This is a genomic window from Nocardia sp. NPDC051900, assembly GCF_044452545.1.
GTDB classification, from domain to species: Bacteria; Actinomycetota; Actinomycetes; order Mycobacteriales; family Mycobacteriaceae; genus Nocardia; species Nocardia sichangensis.
Window position 1 is genome coordinate 14,873 of sequence record NZ_JBITBU010000031.1, and the last position, 18,711, is coordinate 33,583.

General features: G+C 66.5%; 6 protein-coding genes. All 6 read left to right on the top strand.

The genetic code is table 11. The features are described 5' to 3' along the window. Window positions 1–65: 65 nt before the first annotated feature. The 6 genes from ACIA5H_RS34930 to ACIA5H_RS34955 all read left to right on the top strand — a co-directional run bounded on the left by ACIA5H_RS34930 (window position 66) and on the right by ACIA5H_RS34955 (window position 18,710). The gene (locus ACIA5H_RS34930) at window positions 66–1,682 is read left to right on the top strand and encodes an MFS transporter (RefSeq protein WP_397080290.1); all 1,617 of its coding nucleotides are present in this window, start codon (window positions 66–68) and stop codon (window positions 1,680–1,682) included. 185 nt (window positions 1,683–1,867) lie between these two features. Beyond that, the gene (locus ACIA5H_RS34935; protein WP_397080292.1) at window positions 1,868–2,158 is read left to right on the top strand and encodes a hypothetical protein; all 291 of its coding nucleotides are present in this window, start codon (window positions 1,868–1,870) and stop codon (window positions 2,156–2,158) included. Window positions 2,159–2,305: 147 nt separating this feature from the next. Further along, on the top strand, window positions 2,306–2,965 hold the full coding sequence (locus ACIA5H_RS34940; protein ID WP_397080294.1) for a response regulator transcription factor: 660 nt from the start codon (window positions 2,306–2,308) through the stop codon (window positions 2,963–2,965). A 9-nt stretch (window positions 2,966–2,974) separates the two neighbouring features. Continuing rightward, window positions 2,975–4,375 carry a sensor histidine kinase gene (locus ACIA5H_RS34945; RefSeq protein WP_397080296.1) on the top strand — a complete coding sequence of 467 codons (1,401 nt, stop codon included), beginning with the start codon at window positions 2,975–2,977 and terminating at the stop codon, window positions 4,373–4,375. 71 nt (window positions 4,376–4,446) lie between these two features. Continuing rightward, window positions 4,447–5,997: a hypothetical protein gene (locus ACIA5H_RS34950; protein WP_397080298.1), complete on the top strand. Its 1,551-nt coding sequence runs from the start codon at window positions 4,447–4,449 to the stop codon at window positions 5,995–5,997. Further along, window positions 5,997–18,710: a C2 family cysteine protease gene (locus tag ACIA5H_RS34955; RefSeq protein WP_397080300.1), complete on the top strand. Its 12,714-nt coding sequence runs from the start codon at window positions 5,997–5,999 to the stop codon at window positions 18,708–18,710. The genes ACIA5H_RS34950 and ACIA5H_RS34955 overlap by 1 nt, the downstream gene beginning before the upstream one ends. Window position 18,711 lies beyond the last annotated feature (1 nt).

An 18,711-nucleotide genomic window follows, 5' to 3' on the forward strand; every position in this document is an offset into this window, starting at 1 on the left:
GGGATCGCCACCGATAGTCGAGACTTCGATCGGGGGTGGCCGAGCTATCGAGTCGAGGGCGCACCATGGCAGTCGAGATCAGTCGTCCAGGCCGAGTGACCCGGACGCAACCGGCGCTGCCGTCGAGCCGCGGGCGGCGCGCACTCGTCCTGTCGCTCGTCGGCGGCACCGGATTCCTGATCAGCCAGGACGTTTCGTTGCACAGCATCGCCGTGTCGACCTTGCTGCAGCAGCTGGGTGACCGGGACGTGCTCGAGTTCTCGCTGTGGATCCCGAAGTCTTATGTGTTGTCGCTCATCGTGTTTCTGCTCGTCGGTGGTGTGCTCACCGACCGATGCGGCGCCAAGCGAGTGCTGATTGCCGGGTATGTCACCTTTCTCGCTGGTCTGCTGGCCCACATGCTGCTGGCCGCGACCTCGATTCCCTTGCTGGTGGCCAGAATCGTCATGGGTGCGGGTGTCGCCGCAATCGTCCCAGCGTCGTTGTCGATCCTCGTGCTGGTCAGCAATGCCGGTCGGCCACGCGCCCAGGCGCTGCTGTTGTGGGCAGGCTGTCTGGCCGCGGGCGTGACAGTCGTTCCGCTGGTCAGCGGCCTGCTGTTGAATAATCTGTGGTGGCCCCGGGTCGCTCTCGCCGATGCCGTGGTCGCGGTGGCGCTGCTGGTCGGCATCGTCAAGTTCGTCCCGCGGTGCCCCGGCGATCCGCAAGCTCCGGTGGATTGGCCGGGTGTCGTTGCGGCGACGATAGGTTCAGGGCTGGTCGCGCTCGGTCTGTTCAAGGCGCCCGACTGGGGTTGGACCGCGGCTCCCGTCGTGGCGCTGCTGGGGGCAGGCGCCGTCCTCTTGGTGGTGGCGGCGGCCACCCGCCGTGGCGGCGAGTTGCCGCACGACATTCTGTTGCGAGCCGATCCGCGGGCGCAGCCCGCGATGTTCGCGCTGTCCGCGGCGGTCGTGGCGGAATTCGGCATTGTCTTCGTGACGATCCAATACCTGCAGGCGGTGCGTGGTACCGACCCGGTCGTGGCGGGCGCGCTCATCTTCCTGCCCGCCTGCGTGGCCTCCGCGCTGGGTGCCAAGGCCGGTGCGATGCTGCAACGCCGTACCGGCGCGACAACTCCGCTGATCATCGGCTTGACGATGGTGCTGGATGGCCTGGCTGTCGGTTTGACCGCGGACGCTGCGGGCAGCCTGGAGCGGATCGTGGGGATGGTCGCGGTGATGAGCGTGGGTATGGGCGTTGTCATGGCGGTCGCGCTCGATGCGATCGCTACCGCGCTGCCCCCGACTCGCAACGGCGTCCTGTTCGGGGCGCAGTCGGCCGTCGTCCAACTCGGTAGCCTGCTCGGTTTGGCAGTAGCCGGTGGTCTCGTGGACCAGGGATATCAAGCGGAGCTCGTCATTCCGGCCAAAGTCGCCGCGCACGAAGGCATCGTCGCGGTCGGGCAACCGCTCGGCAAGAACGTGGCAACGGCGGCCTCGGTTGACGACACACTCGGTGGGCCGCTCGCCCAAGCGGTGCAGAACGCGTTCTTGGTCGGCTACCGGCACGCATTGCTGGCCACCATCGTCGTGGTCGCGGTGATGATGGTCGTAACCGTCGCCCTGACCGCGCGCGCCCGCCGGCGGAGTGCTGGGAACTCGAGGGGTTGTCAAGAGATTCCAAAGAATATTCGAGATATGTAAATAATCGCAAAGTCGATATCAAGAATTCGCGGCGAGGTTGATCGCTTTCGATGCGGTGCGCATAATTCATTTTCGGGGCGCATTGACTATTCTATCGAGAGGCTGGGGTTGTCGTGAAAGAGGTTGACGATGGCACTCCCGTTCCGCGCCGGATCCGGCCGAGTGCTGCCACGGCCCGATCGGCTGTGTCGCGAACCTCGGCCGAAGAGATCCTGACCGGCGCGCGCGCCGAACGGGCCCAACTCGAGCAGGGTCGCCACTTCTATGCCCAGCTTGTCGATCAGGCGGAACAGCTACACCACGAGATCCGTAGGCTGCACGAGGAGCAGCGCGAGGTCTATCGGCAGCTGAACAACCTGCGTCGACGATTCACCAGCCTGCCGCCCGTCCCCCGGCCGAGCGGCTATCCGCCGATCGCGGTCGCATCGGCCGCGCAGGCCGAGCCGCGCGCCGGTGCCGGCAGAGCGACTGCCTGACTTCGGATCGCCTCGATGAGGACCGTTGCCGGACAACAATGTTGACCGATCGGCGACGCTCCACTCCGCGACGGCAGGCGTGACCGTCTGCGGTAGTCTCACCTCGTGTTCAGGTGCGGGTCTGGACGTGTGGAAGGGACCGGGTTCGTGCGTGTGGTGGTGGTGGAGGACGACGCGGGCGTAGCCGGCGCTGTTGTCGACGGCCTCCGAGCGCATGGTTTCCCGGCCGTCGACCATTTGTCACACGGGCTCGATCTGCTGACTTCGCACGCAGGCTACGACGCGGTCGTGCTCGATATAGGGCTGCCCGATGTCAACGGTTACCTGGTGTTGCGCCAGCTCCGCAAGGTCAGCACGGTTCCGGTGATCATGCTGACCGCGGAGGGCGACGAGTTGGCGGTGGTGTCGTGCCTGCGTGCCGGAGCCGACGACTACATGGTCAAACCGCCGCGGCTCGGTGAACTCGCCGCCCGCCTGGAAGCGGTCGTGCGACGCAGGCAGACAACGGAGTCCGCTCCGGCCATGGTGGTTACCGGTGATGTCGCGGTAGATCTGGGAGCTCGTTCCGTCGAGGTGGCCGGTCTGCCGGTACAGCTGACGCAGAAGGAATTCGCCATAGCACGCGTGCTGGTCGAGCGCGCGGGCGTCGCGGTGGCCCGGGACACGATCATGGACGAGATCTGGGGCGAGAAAACCCCGTCCACGTCTCGTTCGCTCGACGTTCACATGGGCGCGCTGCGGGCCAAACTGAACCGCCCAGGACTGATCGCCACCATTCACGGCTTCGGCTACCGCTGGACTCGGTGACCTCGCCGGATGCGCGTTCGGTTGGTCAGTGTATTCACGCTGCTGGCGGCGATCTGCATGATCTGCTTCGCGATCGGGATCGGGATGGAGTTGGCGTCGAGCCGGACCCAGGCGATGGTGATCGATCGGATCCAGGTCGCCAACCAGTTCGCGGCGACGGCGTCGGTTGATCCGGCACGCCTCGAGGGGGAGGCGCAGACCTATTTCGAGCAGACCGGCAACGGTGTCCTGGTGATCGCGGGCAGCGGCACGGTGATGGTCGATGTCGGGGTGAACCGCGCCGACCCACGGGTCATCGAGGTATCGAACAACGCACACCGGTTCATCCCGCCGGAGACGCTGTATCCGTGGAGTACGCACCCGATGGTGGTCGGCCAGCCCATCGGAACCTCGCAGCAAGCCGGCGGTGTGGTCGTCATCGCGATCTCGACCTCGGCGACTCGCCGTGGTATCACTGACAGTTGGATTCAACTCGCCTGCGTGACCGCCACCGCCCTGTTGGCGTTCGGCGGCGTGGCGCTCGGGGTATCAGGGTGGATCCTGCGACCGGTGTCCAAATTGCGCCGCGATGTCGACGCGCTGACCTCGACCTTGCCGGTGCGGCGCGCGGAGCCGGGGGGTTCCCCGTCCAGAGGCCGGGGGCCGCGGGAGATCGTCGAACTCGCGGTCGGTGTCGCGTCGATTACCCGAGCCGTCGCCGACCTGGCCGCGGCCGAGCGAAAACTGGTGGTCGATACGGCGCATTCGCTGCGAAATCCACTGGCCGCGCTCGCGGTTCGGTTGCAGGCCCTACAGCCGATGATCGCCCAGGATCACGCGTCGGCCACCTTCGCCGGTGTGGTGAGCGAAGTGGACCGGCTCACGGAGTTGCTGGACGGCTTGCTGGCCTCGGCGGTGGCCGATGCCGCGCCCGGACACGCCGCCGCGCGCTCGAACACGTCGGACTGTGACGCGGTAGCGGTGGCACGGGATCGAGTGGACGCGTGGCATGCCGCGTTCCAGCGCGCCGACATGACCCTCACCCTCGACGCGACTACCGAGGTTGCCGAAGCCGGTGTTCCGGCGAGTGTGCTCGCCCAGATTCTCGATGTCGCGCTGAGTAACTCCGTACGCTACGCGGGCCGAGATGCCCATACCGCGATCACCGTCAGCCAAGAATGCGAGTCGGTTGTTGTGTCGGTCCGCGACGACGGTGTCGGGGTGTCACCCGATGAGCTCGATCAGCTGACCACTCGATTCTTTCGCGGAGCACAGGCGACGGCCGGCGGTTCCGGTCTCGGCCTGCCGATCGCGGCGACCATGGCGGCCCAGTACGGGGGATTGTTCTTCGTCGACGTAGCCGAACCGTGCGGTCTGGTCGTCACGGCCAGCTTTCCGGCTGCGGTCGCGCCGAATCTTACATCCGGGTGAACGCCTGAAGGTTTGGTGAACTCCGTCGGCGCGCCGCGCGAGCGACACGAGGGCGACGGCACGATCGCCCTGTGGCACCTAACCCTGACGCCGGTAGCAACCCGTTCCTTTCGCTGTTCGGTGAGTCGGGGCGGTTCGAGTTGCCGGCGGGGTTGTCGTTCTTGGATCTGGGTGAGGACTGGCAATCGTCGGGATTGCCCTGGGATCTCGATGGCGAAGGCAAGCCCGAAGACGGAAAGCGCGTCAAGGACGCGGATAAGGACGACAAAGATAAGAAAGATAAAGACGAGAAGAATCCGAAGGGCGACAGGGACGATCGCGCCCCTGCGCCAGGAGGCGGGTCCGGCAAGGGCGGCTCGGGGAAGCCCGCGCCGAAAGGCGGCGGTGCGGGGCCGAGCGGCGGCCCACCGGTCAACAACCGCCCGAGCGGTGGGAACCCGAACACTGGCGGCAAGCCCAACAGCGGTTCGAACCCCTACGGCGGCCCGGCCAATTACAACGCCGGTGGCGACCCGATCAAGGTCGACCCGCAGGATCTGATCAACAAGGGTAAGCGGCTCGCCGAACTGCCGAGCGCGCCGAAGGGTCTGTTCGACATTCTCAGCACACTGAGCGACTCCTTGCAGCGGCTGGGAAGTCCTTGGGGGGCGGACGAGTTCGGTAAACAGTTCGCCGAGGGCGCGACAGGCTATTCGGCATCGGCCGAAGCGCTGGTGGGCAACGCGAGTCGGGAATCGGACGCCACCGGGGCGATTCCGATCTTCGGACAGCTACTGGTCAACTATGGCACCACAATCGAGCAGGCGGGCAGAGCATTCGCCGCGGGCGAGGACCTGTACGCCCAGTGGATTCTGAAGAACTACGTAGACGAGAACGCCAGTGGCGACCCCGGTCCGTACAAGGGCCCGCTCAGCTCCGAACCGAACTTCGGCAAGAACACCGGAAACAACAACCCGTCCGGCCCGCCGCCGGGTGATCAGGACCAGCAGTCCGGCAATGGAGGCGGACAGAATTCGGGTGGATCCACCGGCGGTGGTTCTGATCCCGCTGGTTCCTCGGCCGGTGACCCGGATGCCAACCGGCCGAACATGCCTTCCACGCCGAATCTCGCGGCTACCGGTACTCGCGATCCTGCCGCGCCACTGAGCGTAGAGGCTTCCTCCTCGAACCCGATCGACGCACTCGCGACGCCGGGACCGACGCTCGGCGGCACCCCGGCACACCCCGGCGTGCCCGCACTCCCTGGTGCTCTCGGTCCGAACGTGTACCGCGCGACCGATCCGGGAACGGTTGTGCCGGTTGACAAGACCGGTGGTCCGACGACGGGCGGCAAGGGCGGCGGCATTCCGTCGGCGCCGCTGCCGCGGATGCTCGGGGCGGCCTATGACGGGGAGAAGCTGGTGCCGAAAGCCGGTGGCATCGGCGCCCAGTCGCGTGCGGGCGTACTGCCCCAGGCCGCGATGCCGGGGATGCCGGGGACGCCCGCGATGGGGAGTAGTGGTCAGTCGGTCTCTGGCAAGGAGAAGCGGCAAGAGCGTCGTGAGCCGCCGGTCGAGGAACAGTTCGAGCCCGACGCTGCCGACCCGTGGCATGGGCCCGGTCTGCGAGACGGCGGCCGGTGATGTCGATTCCCGATGCGGTACGGCAATCCGATATCAACCTGCCCGAGGACCTGCGGTGGTTGAGCTGGGTCGCCGGTAGCGCTTGGCCGGAGGGCAGCGAGAACGGCATGTTCGCCCTCGCCGACGCCTGGTCGGAAGCCTCGGCGGGATTGACCGGGCTGGTCTCGACTATCGAAGACGCGGTGGACGACATCCTCTCGGCGTATCCGTCGGCCGGTTCGGGTTCGGCCATGTCGCGCACCCTGCGGAACCTCACCGATGAGTCGGATCAGGCCTCGTTGCAAGCTATCGCCAAATCGCTCGGTCAGCTCGCTGATTCGTGCGATCAGGTCGGTTGCGCGATTCAACAGAACAAGATCATGATCATCGTCGGCCTCGTACAGCTGGTCTACGAGATCGCGCTCGCGTGGCTGTTCCCGCCGACCGCCGGCCCGACGCAGGCGGCGTTGATCGGGTGGTACCGCATTGTCTTCCAATACCTGAAGCAGCTGTTGCGGCAGATGCTCGTCGCCGCGCTGAAAGCCATGGGGCAGCAGGTGATTCTGACGCTCCTGATCCAGCTGGGACAAATGGCGGCCGGACATCGCGACGGTGTCAACGGTAAGGATTTGTGGTTCGCGGCGCTGGGCGGCGCGCTGGGTGGTGCGTTCGGCGCGATGTTCGGCAAGCTCGGTGGTGATCTGTTCGAGCTCCTGGGCGGAAAGATCACCCGTTCGCAATTCGACAGCAGGTTCCAGCAGCTCATGCGCGGCGCCGTCGAGGGCGGCGCCGGTGGTGTCGGCGGAATGATCGGCGGTGGCATCGCCAACCAGGTCATCAACGGTGGCGAATTCGAACTGGACCCGAGGATGCTCGGCGCCGGTGCCGCCGGCGCGTTCAGCTCCGGCGCGGGACGTTGGCGTGGCGCCGGCGCCGGCAAAGTGCACGTCGATCCCGTCGGCGGCCCGCGCAGTCCGGCCGGATCGACACCACCGACCAAAGTGCCGCCCTCGGATACCGGGCCCGCGGCTGCACCCAAGAGCGTTTCGGACTCGCCGAATGGCAACGCGGGGAGAGGGAGTGGCGCGCAGCCGAATGGATCGCTGTCCGAACACCGCAGTGGGTCCTCGGCATCCAACCAGGGCGGTGATCAGACCGATGACTCGATCGTGAGCTCAACGCACCGGAACACCGCCGAGGACAACCTGTCGCAGCAGTCGTCGTCCGCGAAATCGGGTGGTGACGACTCTTCCGCACCGAACACCGGTCACGCGCCCGCGAACCATGAACAATCGGAATCGACTGCACAACGGCAGTCTTCCGAGACGGCCGAGCCCGCGTCGCAGCAGCACGACGGCGGTCAGCTCGTACCGCAGCCGCACAACGCGGCAACCGCATCCCAGCAGGCGGCGTCGAACGCCACCGGCGGGGACAAGTCCCCGAGTTCGTCGCCATCCGCCCAACGTGGCGTGGACACCAAAGTTGTTGCAAGCCGAGACAACATGCCGACGGCACCGAGGAACGACGTATCCGGTGACCACTCGGCGCGTGCGCAACCGCGGGCGGGTGGCGCACTCGATGCTCCGGAGTCCATTCAAGCGAAACAAGCCGACTCGACCGTCGCGACCAAGTCGGACGAGGTGCATTCGAACCCGGTCCAGCGGCGTGCGGAATTCGCGCAACCCGAGATCGATTCGGTGTCCCCGAACCGGCCGGACGCTCCGCAGGGAACCCGGCCGACCTTTGAGAATTCGGCCGCGGCAACCGACAAGACAACACCGGTCAAGGAACCAGCCGGTGCTCCGAATCCCCAGGGCGACAAAGGGGAGAAGGCTCCGGCGCGCGACACCTCGGCATCACCCGTGGCCGAACCGCGGGCCCGCGCGGGCGCCAAAGGCATAAAGGGCGTCAGCGACGACCTGGCTCTCGTCGGAAGGATCGACGAGGCCACCGGCCTGCGCTGGCGGCTGGTCGAGACATCGCTGCTCGATCCGGCCTGGCCGGGCGGCAAGGCCTTCACCCGGGAAGTCCTGGGCTTCGAGCAGACAATGCAGATGCTCCGTGGCAACAAGTCCCCGCACGAAGGTCGGGAGCTGTTCCGGCCATTCCAGGACGGCGACTTGCCGATGCGCCCTGGCTTCGGCCAGAAGAAGACGGCCGTCACCGACGATCTCGGCGAGGGCGCGGGCGGCGGCGTCCGCGGTTACGACGAACGGAACTCCCGGGGTGTGTTCCGGTTCAACACCGACGAGCTGCCCGATCACCGGTACACGATCGACAAGGACGGCCTCTGGTCCAAAGCCTCCGATCCGGAATCCAACGGTAAGCCGGATCCCGAATCCGACGTGATCCCACGCAAGGGCGCCACGACGATCGAGGTGCCGCGCCAGGGCCCGATTCTCAAGCGCTGGGCCGAAATATCCGCGCCCGCAATGCGGACCGTGGTCGGTGACCATGACGGCAACTGGTACGTCGGCAAGAACCTGCATCACGAGCAATTCCACAACGCGGGCGTCTACGTGGCTTTCCAAGCGCAATTCGTCAACGGGAAAATGGTCGCGGTGCACGACTGGGCAGGTGCGTACCAGCCCTCGCCGACTCGGGTGAAAGCCGCGCTGGAAAAGCTCGGGATCTACGGCGACCTGGACCATTACGACCAGCAGGGACGCAAGTACACCGATTCCGATCGCGAGGGGTGGACGCAGGCCGCCGAACCGACGCCGACTTCGCGAAAGACGTCTGCGACAGAGGTTGATTCGACTGAGCCGCCCGAGCCGTTCACCCGTGCCGTCTCCGATGAGCCGCAGCGGGACTTCCTCCGGGAAGCCGAAGACATCACCCGGATGTACAAGCGTGAAGATTGGGAGAACGCCACACCCGAGGACCTGCGGGAGGCGCTGCGAGGCAGCGTCCACCACGATGCGCGCGACGCGGAAAGCGTTGCGAAATATCACCGCGCGGTGACCGCCGCCGTCGAAACCATCCGGCGGGGGACAACGAAGTTCGACGACGACGGTGCGGAGGTGGCGCCGGGCAAGGTCCTGCGCTGGACCCAGGTCATGGGCACGATGGGAATGCGCGAGGGTCCCATCAATATGGACGCGGGCGAGGGCAAGACGTTCGTCTTCCTCGCCGATTCGATTCTGAAGGCCGCCGCCGGTGACTCGGTGCACGTTTTCACCACTCGCGACACTCTGGCCAACGATGCGGTCAACCTGTACAAACAGGTTCTCGGGGTGCTAGGTCCGGACGTGTTCAACGTGGTCAGGATGAATCCGAACGGCGCCGACGAGACCGGCTTCGATCCGGCGAAGCCGACCATCTATATCGGCACCCTCGACGATGCGGCATTCGGGCAACTCCGCGGCAAGTTCATGCGCGGCGATATCGCCGTCATCGACGAACTCGACGAGGCGCTGTACTACGCCGACACCACCTGGATCATCTCCGACGGCCCCAGCCTGGCCGCGGATCCGCATATCGCCTCCCGCATCATGGCGGCTCGGCACTTCCTCGACAATCGGCTTGCTTCCGGGGATCTGAGCCCCGCGGACTTCGATCGGACGGACGGGCAGGTCGGCGGCCCGGCGAAGCTCAACGCCGAAGGCGCCGAGAAGGTCAGAAGACTGCTCGCCGAGGAGGATCCCGGCGCGAGCCCCGACGACCTCGCCGTCCAGATCGACCGGGTGAATTCCGCCGCATCGGCGCACTGGGAGTTCGTCGAGAACGACCACTACATCGTGCACCGAGGTGGCGACGGCGTCGACAAGGTCTACATCATCGACCAAACCACCCACAAGGTGATGTTCGATCCGGCGACCTCGACCGAGAGCAGGTGGAACGGCGGTCTGGCGCAGGCCATCGAGGCCAAGCACGGGATCACGATCCGGGGCGACTCGGTGTCTTCACAAAGCCTCACCGCCAAGACCATGCTCGCGGAGCGGTACGAATGGCTCTCGGGCGCTTCGGGCACGGCCGAGGGGGTGTCCGGCCACCTCGTCGACAACTATGGGATGAAGCCGGTAGTCACGGTTCCGCGCTTCACGGAATCGAAACTGGACACTCTCGAGGCGAATCTGGCTCCGAACCAGTCGGCCAAGCACGATGCGATCGCCGACAAACTCATCGGTCGGCACCGTGCCCAGGCGCGTCCCGAACTGGTGATCGCCAACCGCAACAGTGAGGTCGCCGAGATCTCGGCCCGGTTGAAGCTCGCGGATATTCCGCACGAGGTCGTCGATGCCCGGTGGTTCGCCGACCGGGGCCCCACCGCGGAAGCCGACCTGAAAGCGATCTTCGACAAGGCCGGTCAGCTCGGCAAGATCCTGATCATCAACCGTCAAGGCGGCCGTGGCGTCGATATCGAGATCAGCGATGCCGTCAACGCGGCCGGTGGCCTGCATGTCAGCATTTCGGGCAAGTCGGATGTGCGTGACATCGATATCCAGGCCGAAAACCGCGCCGCGCGCAACGGCCAGCAGGGCAGTGTCGAATACTTCCTCGCCGCCGATGACGCGCTGTTCGCCACCGCTCCGCACCACGCCCAGACGATCATCCGCTACACCGACGCGGTCACCAGCCATGAGAACGCGACCGTCCGGCTCGATGAGGCGTTGGACACAAAGGAGCGCGCGGAGCATGCCGATGACCTGGGTCGCACCATGCAAACCCGCACGGTCCGGGACGCGGCGTTCAGCGACTACACCATCGCGCAGGAGGCGCACCAGGCGGCGACGGCCGAACGCAAAGCCGCCGAGGCAGCGGTGCGGGCCGCGGCGTCGCACCTGCAAGCGGAAAACGCCGCACGGCGGATGGGCCGCACGGTGCTGCCGCCGACCGCCGTCCCCGCGAGCGTGGCAGCACACACATCCGCACGGGACATGGATATCCCGTCGCCGATACACGAGCAGCGGGCGGACCTCGGGCAGCAGGATGCCGATGTCTCTGAGCCGGCTACCGGTTCGCTTTCGGACGACCTGAGCGGTACCGAACTGCCGCAGCTGTTCGGCGACGATCAGTTCGGTCCGCCGGCGCCGCTCGCCGTTGTCGACTTCCCGGGCCTGTTCGTAGCCGATACCACTGGGCATCTGGTCGCGTTCGGGACCGAGGAAATGCCGGTGGTGCGGACCTATTCGCACGAGCAGAACCTCGTGCACGAGATCGAACATCCGGACTCCGGTCCGGTGGTGCTCGACAGCGCACTGGTGGCTGAGCTTTTCACCACCCGGACGCGCGATGACGGCACGGTGGTGGTGAGCTCGACGGCGACGGGGGCGCATGTCGTCACCGCCGGGACAACGTCGATGTTGCCCGCCGGGTCCGTCTACGGACGTCCTGATCCGCTCGACTCGACCAAGTTCACGCTGTACGGCGGGTCGACTGTCGGCTGGTTGTCCGTGGATGCGAATCGGATCGGCGTGACGCCACGCCGGGCGACCGGCCCGCTCCAGCGTGACGATGTCCCCGAAGCGGCGATTGTCAACGGCCACGTACCCGCGCCGGCGGTAGTGTTCGCGGACCCGCGGAGTCGTGTGCTGGGCGAGCGGCTCGCGGAGCTGACCGACGAGATCGCAGGCAGTCGCAACGATTCCGCACTGCGTGACAAGTTGACGGCGCAGCGGAAGGCATTGCACGACGAGTTGGAGAATCACTTCGCGACACTGCCGGAGGAGCAGCGCACCATCGCTGTGGCACGCGCGAAACAGCTGGGGAGCATCGATCGGCACACGGCGAAACTTGCTGCCGAGCACGAGATTTCGCTTGATACGGCGCGCGTGGAGATGAAGGCCGAGCTGGTCGCGGCGCTCGCGGGCAAAGATATCGCCGTGCGGATCTTCGAGGAGTCGCTGCTGGAAGTACTGCGGGATGGCCGGTTCAAAACGATATTCGATCTGGGCGACACCGACACCGCAATGAATGACCGAGCGCTGCTCGAAGCCCGCTGGTTCGGCCATGACGTGAATGACCATCCGATCGATAAGCGGGCCGTCTACGGGTACGTTCGCGTCGGCGGTGAACAGCCGGTCGGCGAGCTGAACGACGAACGATTGAATGTCTACGGCGACGCCGTGGTGGTCCTGAAGTCCGCAGTGCGGGCCCGCACGACGGTGTGCGTGGGAGATTCCATCGAGCATAAGCAAAATGTCTATCCTTCGAGCCTCGAGGATCCCGCACCGGAGTCCTTCGGCGTCTACCCGCCCCGCAGGCCCGGCTTGCCGGCCGCCCATGTCGGTCTGCGGCGAGACCTGACGCATCCGGACTTCCGGAAGTGGGGGTATGTGGAGGCGCAGGTGCACGGTGGCGTCACCAGTGCCGACATCGATCACGTGGTCTTCAAGTGGGAGCCGGAATCAGCCCTGCGGGATCAGCTCCGTGCAGCCGGAATTCCCTGGAAGGTACTCCCGCACACGGCCCCGCCGATCGTAAACAAGCCAGGGCAGGCGGACCACGCGATCAGCAGCGGATGGAAAACCTATCTCAACTCGTCGCGCGCATCCGATGATCCGAATGCGCTGCACGGCAAGAACTTCCTGGGCGTCACGGTCAATTTCACCTACGCCGACGTGGTGACCCAGGACCTGATCGGACCGGCGGGGACGCCGATCGGGGTCAGTTACAAGCACGTCGAGTCGGAGATCGAGGGGGCCGAGCGCTGGGCGGGTGCGCAACAGTGGCACGACAAGGTGGTGCGTACCCGGCCCGGTCAAACCGGCAAGGATGTCTTCGCTGGTCAGACCAGGGTCGGGCACGAGGTCGTCGCGGCGCCGTGGGCGGCCGAATACGGCGGGGTCGGCCGGGAACCGATTTTCGTCAACGCCCACGCTGGTCCGAACGCCTTCGAGATCCGGCTGCGAACCGGAACGACGCTCGAGGTGAGCGGCGCGACATTCGCCAAGCTCGTCGAGCAGTCCCCGGCGCTGCGAGCGCTGGGCGCCGCCGGCCCCAGCTCGCTCGTGCTGGTCGCGTGTGAGCCTGCGAAAGGCTCGGCGGCCACCGACTTCGCGGCTACGCTGCACCAGAGGTTTCCGGCCGCGCCGGTGCACGCCGCCGCCAGCGCGGTCTGGATCTCCAACTGGCGGAACCCGGCCGTGCCCACTGTTCGTTACCGCTACCTCGCCGCCGACAACAATGCCGGGTGGGTGAGTTTGCACAGCGACGGCACCCGCGTCGAGCACGCCGGCACCCGCTATCCCACCGGCGCGACCGGATCGTCGACCACCGTCGCCACCGAGCTCGCAGGGTCGAATTCATCGGTTTCCAGCCGCAATCCGATCGTGCGGCAATGGAAAGAAGTCCTCGATCCACCGGTGAGCTCGCCCCTGACGACGACCACCGCGGAAGGCGTGCGCGGCGCGAGCAAGCAGCGCACCGAGTTCGAAGTCTCGGACGTACTCAGCCGAGCCCTGCTCGACAAGAACGGCACAGCGATCGGAGTGTCGTTCGTCCTCAAGTCGGAGGGGCAGCGCGAGGCGATCAAGTGGGCGCGCGCGGCATCCGGGCAGGACATGGTGGTACTGACCGACAGCGGTCAGGACGTGGACGACGTCACCAAACGGCGCTTGGTATTCGGCAAGGATGTCGTCGACGCGCCATGGAAGACCGACTATGCCCAGGACGGTCCGGGTCCGGTCTATATCGACGCGCACGCGGACTCGAAGGGGTTCATGGTCGAGATCATCTGGAAGAAGGGGACGAAGCAGGAGTCGACTCGATCGGTGCGGGTCGACGGTGCCAACTACGCCAAGATCGTGAAGGCCGCCGAGTACTTCCAGGAGGCGCTGCGGACGGGTGGTCAGGCGACGGACCGGTCGTTGGTGCTGATCTCGTGCAAGGCGGGCAAACGGACGGCGGCGACCGATTTCGCGCTGGCGATGCGCGATCTGCTGCCCACCGCCCCGGTGCACGCGGGCGCGGGCGTGGTGATGGTCAGCGTCAAGAAGGCGGGGAAGACCTTCGCCACTCTCGGCGTCAACGACAACCGGGGCTGGGTCACCATCGGTTCCGATGGCGCGAAGGTGGTGCAGGAGAGCACGATCAAGCATGCGCCCGCCGCGGTGAGCGGGACACCCGGGCGGTCTACGGGGACGCGGACCGGCGCGGTGCCCGAGGTGCCCGAGGTGGCCGACACTTCCGCGGAGTCCGGGGCACTCGTCGCCCCCGCGGTGAGCAGTGGCTGGCGCACGTATCTGAACTCGTGGCGGGTATCCAACGATCCGGACGTCCTGCACGGCAAGAACGCCTTCGAGTTGCCGATCAATTTCACCTACGCCGACGTCGTCGCGCACGAGATGTTCGGATCGACCGGAGCATTGACCGGTGTCTGCTTCCAGCACGTCGATCTGGAACTCGACGCGAATCGACGCTGGGCGGCCGCGACGGAGTGGCACGACAAGGTAGTGCGCACCCAGCCGGGGCAGACCGGGAAGCAGGCCTTTCACGGTCCGCTGAGGGTCGGACAGGAGGTGGTCGACGCGCCGTGGGTCGCCGAGTTCACCCGGACCGGACATCGACCGGTCTTCGTCACCGCCCACGCGGGTCCGAATACGTTCGAGATCCGGCTTCGGACCGGAACCACGCTCGAGGTGAACGGTACGACGTTCGCGAAGATCGTCGAGTGGTCGGGACTGCGAGGCCCGCTGAGCGTCGGTGCGGCGACCTCGATCGTTCTGCTGGCCTGCAAACCCGCAAAGGGTTCGGCGGCAACGAAGTTCGCGCGCACACTGCACCAGAACTTCCCGCATGTGCCGGTTCATGCCGCCGCTACCTCGGTGTGGCAGTCGACCATGCGTTATCCGGCACGGCCGGATGTCAACTATCGCCTGATCGCGGCGGACCGCAATGCCGGTTGGGTGACATTGCACAGCAACGGCACTCGAACAGACCATGCGTCCACTCGCTACCCAGCCCCGGCCGCCGCTTCGAGCGGCGTGGTCGACTCCGGATCGACCATCCATGGCGCGCTCAGCGCTCCACTGCGTTTTTCCTCGGACCAGGAAGTCACCGAGGTGGTCGCGGCGGCAACTCCCGAGGAGGCGGCCGCGAACGACGCTCGCCTGTGGAAGTGGCTGACTCGCAACATGTTCGACGACGCGTTCGACCACGCGGTGCGTGGACGCACGCTGCGCGACGGGTCCGGTCTCGAAGAACTGGCCGATCTCGAGGATATGTCCGAGGATGCCCGGCACCCGGCGCCGGGCGCGGGCTTGCTCGCCGACAACGCCGAGATCCATTGGAGTGATGACGAACTCGCCGCGCTGTTCGCCGACCCGGACGAAGGCTCGACGGCAACGGCGCTGAGCCCACCCGCCGCGATGGCGGAGCATCACCCACCGACCACGGAAACCCTCGGGGCGTTGCCGTTGCACGTCGCCCCGGCCGCCGAGGCGTTCGTTCGCGGCGATCGATGCGTGCTGATCGACGGACTCGGTACCGCGCACCGGCTCGACGTCGGCAGCGGCTGGCGCGCCGTGCAGGGAACGTTCAGCCATCCCGGCACCGGCGCCGAATACATCGGGCTGGTTCCGCTGGATCAGAAGCACGATGCCAGTCCGATCCGGATCCGTAAGACGTTGCTCGCCGAGGCATTCGAGGAGAATGCCGCCACATTCTTCTGGGAGACCACCTACTTCCTGGCCCGTGCCGGTATCGGAATCGACGGGTCCGGCGACACCCCGGTCTGGCTACCTCCGCGTGCCGTTGTGGCGGTGAAACACGCGCAGAATCCCGATGGGACACCGGATCCGAGCCGGACGATGCTCGGGCGTCCGAAGGCAGCTACCTGGCACACCCTGGACAGCGACATCCTCGGTCCACTCGTGCCCGAGCTGCGCCGGTCGAACAATCCCCTCTGGGATGAGATCAGTGGCCCCCGGGTGTCGGACGTGCGGCAGGGCGCGCTGGGCAACTGCTTCCTGGCCGCCAACATGATGGCGCTGGCCCGCAGCCCGCTGCCCTTGCTCCGCGAAATGATGACCGATCTCGGTGACTCCGTCGCCGTCCGGTTCTTCGACAAGAACGGTGACGCGGCTTGGGTGCGGGTCTCCAAGGATCTCTATGTCGACGGCGACAACAGCACTCGCTACGCGGCCGACCTGGGGGTGTTGTGGCCCGCGGTCCTGGAGAAGGCCTACGCGGTCTTCGTCGGTGAATTCGGCTACGCCGGACTCGACGGCGGCAGTCCCGGGGCCACCGCCGCGACGATGCTGCCCGCCACGCTGCCCGGCGGATTGCGGTTCCAGCCGTCCCGGGCGGTCACCGATGCCTATTTCCATCATCCGATGCGGATGGACATCGACGAGCTCCGCAGCCTGGCCGGCAGCGATGACGAGTTCGCTCGCGTGGTCTGCGCATTGCGTGGCGAGTGGGAAGGTCGGGTGCGCGACCATCGCGCACGCGAGGCGAATCCGATGGGTGCGGACGCGGATCGCGCGCAGGTGCTGGCACTGGTGGCCGGCAACGGGAACGACGTGTGGGCGGCCGTGCGTGAGTTCTACCGGCTGATCCGGCCGGACAACCCCGGCTCGACCGAGGGGTTCCGGCGCTTCCTGCACCGTGAGTTGAGCCCGCAGCAGCGCACGCGCTGGGCTTCGAACATCGAGCGCCTCGTCGATTCCGTGGACCGGGCGGCGTCCTGGCGCACCCGTGAGCTGGACCAGCAGACCGGCAGGCACATCGCCGAACGCGTCTACTTCGCCTTGGGCCGAGGCGATCTGGTGATGCTGGGTACGCGCAACTGGGGTCGCGACGACACCGTTCGATTCCCAGGCCTGGCGGGCAATCACGGCTACACGGCACTCGGCGTGCAGCGAGATGAGGACGGCAACCCGGTGGCGTTGCGGCTGCGTAACCCATGGGGCACGAACAGATCGGCACAACCTCCGCTGCCCGGAATCACCTTCCAGGCCGACGGGGTGGTGGACGTGGAACTGCGGCATCTCAACAAATTCGCCACCCTCGCGATCTGTGGTCCGGGTGCGCGCGGCCTGTTCGGACTCGACCGGCTCGCCCCGCCGGGCGCCGACGATCTGGTCGGAACTCATTCGGAGGCACCGGAACCGGCACAGTCGGCCGACGCAGCCGAACTTCTCGGCGTCGAGTTGCCTGGCGCCGACGAGGGCGACGGTCACGCGGTCGCGCACGTCTCGCATCCGATCGATTGGAAGAAGCACCTCGGTGTACTCGGACAGCTGGGCGGTGGAAACAAGTTGTCCGGCACCGCGGACCACACCGTGGTGCGGTTCCGCGCGAAGAATCTGATCCAGGAGCCGATCCTCGATCAGCAGGGCCGCACGGTGGGCATCACCTTCCTCTACGGGCCCGACGAATTGGAGGTGCTGCGTACCTGGGGGAACGCGCCGAACGGCCACGGGATGGTTTTCCGCACTCGGCCGGGCGAAGCCGGGTCCGCCGCGCTCGCCGGTGACCGGAATCGGATCGGGTTGGACCGGTTCGTCCCGGCTCCGTGGGTGGCCGAGTACCAGGAGGGCAAGCCGGGTCCGTTCTACATCTCGGTGCACGCCGACAGCCGCGGTTTCGAAGTCCGCTCGCGCGGCGGGCGGTCGATCGCCGTCGACGGTGCGACCTTCGCTGCCATCGTGCAGGCGTCGCCGGCCTTTCAGGCGGCAATGACATCGGGTCCGTCGCGGTCGGTCGTCATGATCGCTTGTGCGGTAGCGAACGGCTCGGCGGGCGAGGAGTTCTCGGCCGCACTGCACCAGACTTTCCCCGACCGCCGGATCTACGGGTCTCGCGGCGATGTCGATGTCCATGCGGAGAGTGGTCGCGGGGTGGGCCTGCTGGCCGCCGGCGACAACGCGGGGTGGATGTCCTACCTGAACGCCGTCGCGACCGACCACGCCGCGACGAGGTACGGCGCTCCGGCCACCGATGGCAGGGCGGCATTCGTCGAACAGACGGCGAATGACACCGATATCGTCGACTGGGTCGAGCAGTTGCGCTCGACGGAGGCATTTTTCGGTGAGGAACCGTACTTCGGGGTGACCAGCGACGACCGGGTAATCGGCTTCTTCGGCGCGGACGTACTCGTCAACCCGATGCTCGATCACCGCGGCGACACGATCGGCGTCAGTTTTCATCAGCCAGACCATCTCGCGGGCGAGCTGTTGTGGGCGCGGACGGAGAATTTCCACAACGTGGTCACCAGAATGCGCGACGGCGACGACGATTTGAGTGTGGTGGTGCAACGAATCCTGCGTGAAGAGTCGTCGCGCACCGAAAACGTCCGTGCGCCGTGGGCCCTCGACTATGCGAACGGGAAGAATGGACCGGTATATATCAGTGCGCACGCCGATGCGAACCTCTTCGAAATCAACCTGCGATCCGGGGTGACCATCGACGTCGACGGGCGGACCTTCGCCTCGATCGTCCAGTCCGCGCACCCCTTCGGCGACGCGCTCGCCTCCGGGCTCGCCGACGCGCTGGGGACGCCGAAATCCTTCGTCTTGATGGCATGCAAGGCGGCAGCGGGCGTTGCGGGATCCGGTTTCGCCGAGGTCTTCGACAGGGTGTTCCCGGGGCGCCCGGTCCATGCGAGCACCGGCACCGTCAACTTTCATGTCCTGCGGGTCGACAAGGAGGAGGGGCCGCCGATACGGATCAGCTGGCTGGGTGCGAGCCACAATGCCGGCTGGATGTCCTATCGCAACGGCCAGCAGATCCGGCACGACCATACCCGGCACCCACCGCCACACCCCGATTCGACCGAATCCAGCTGAG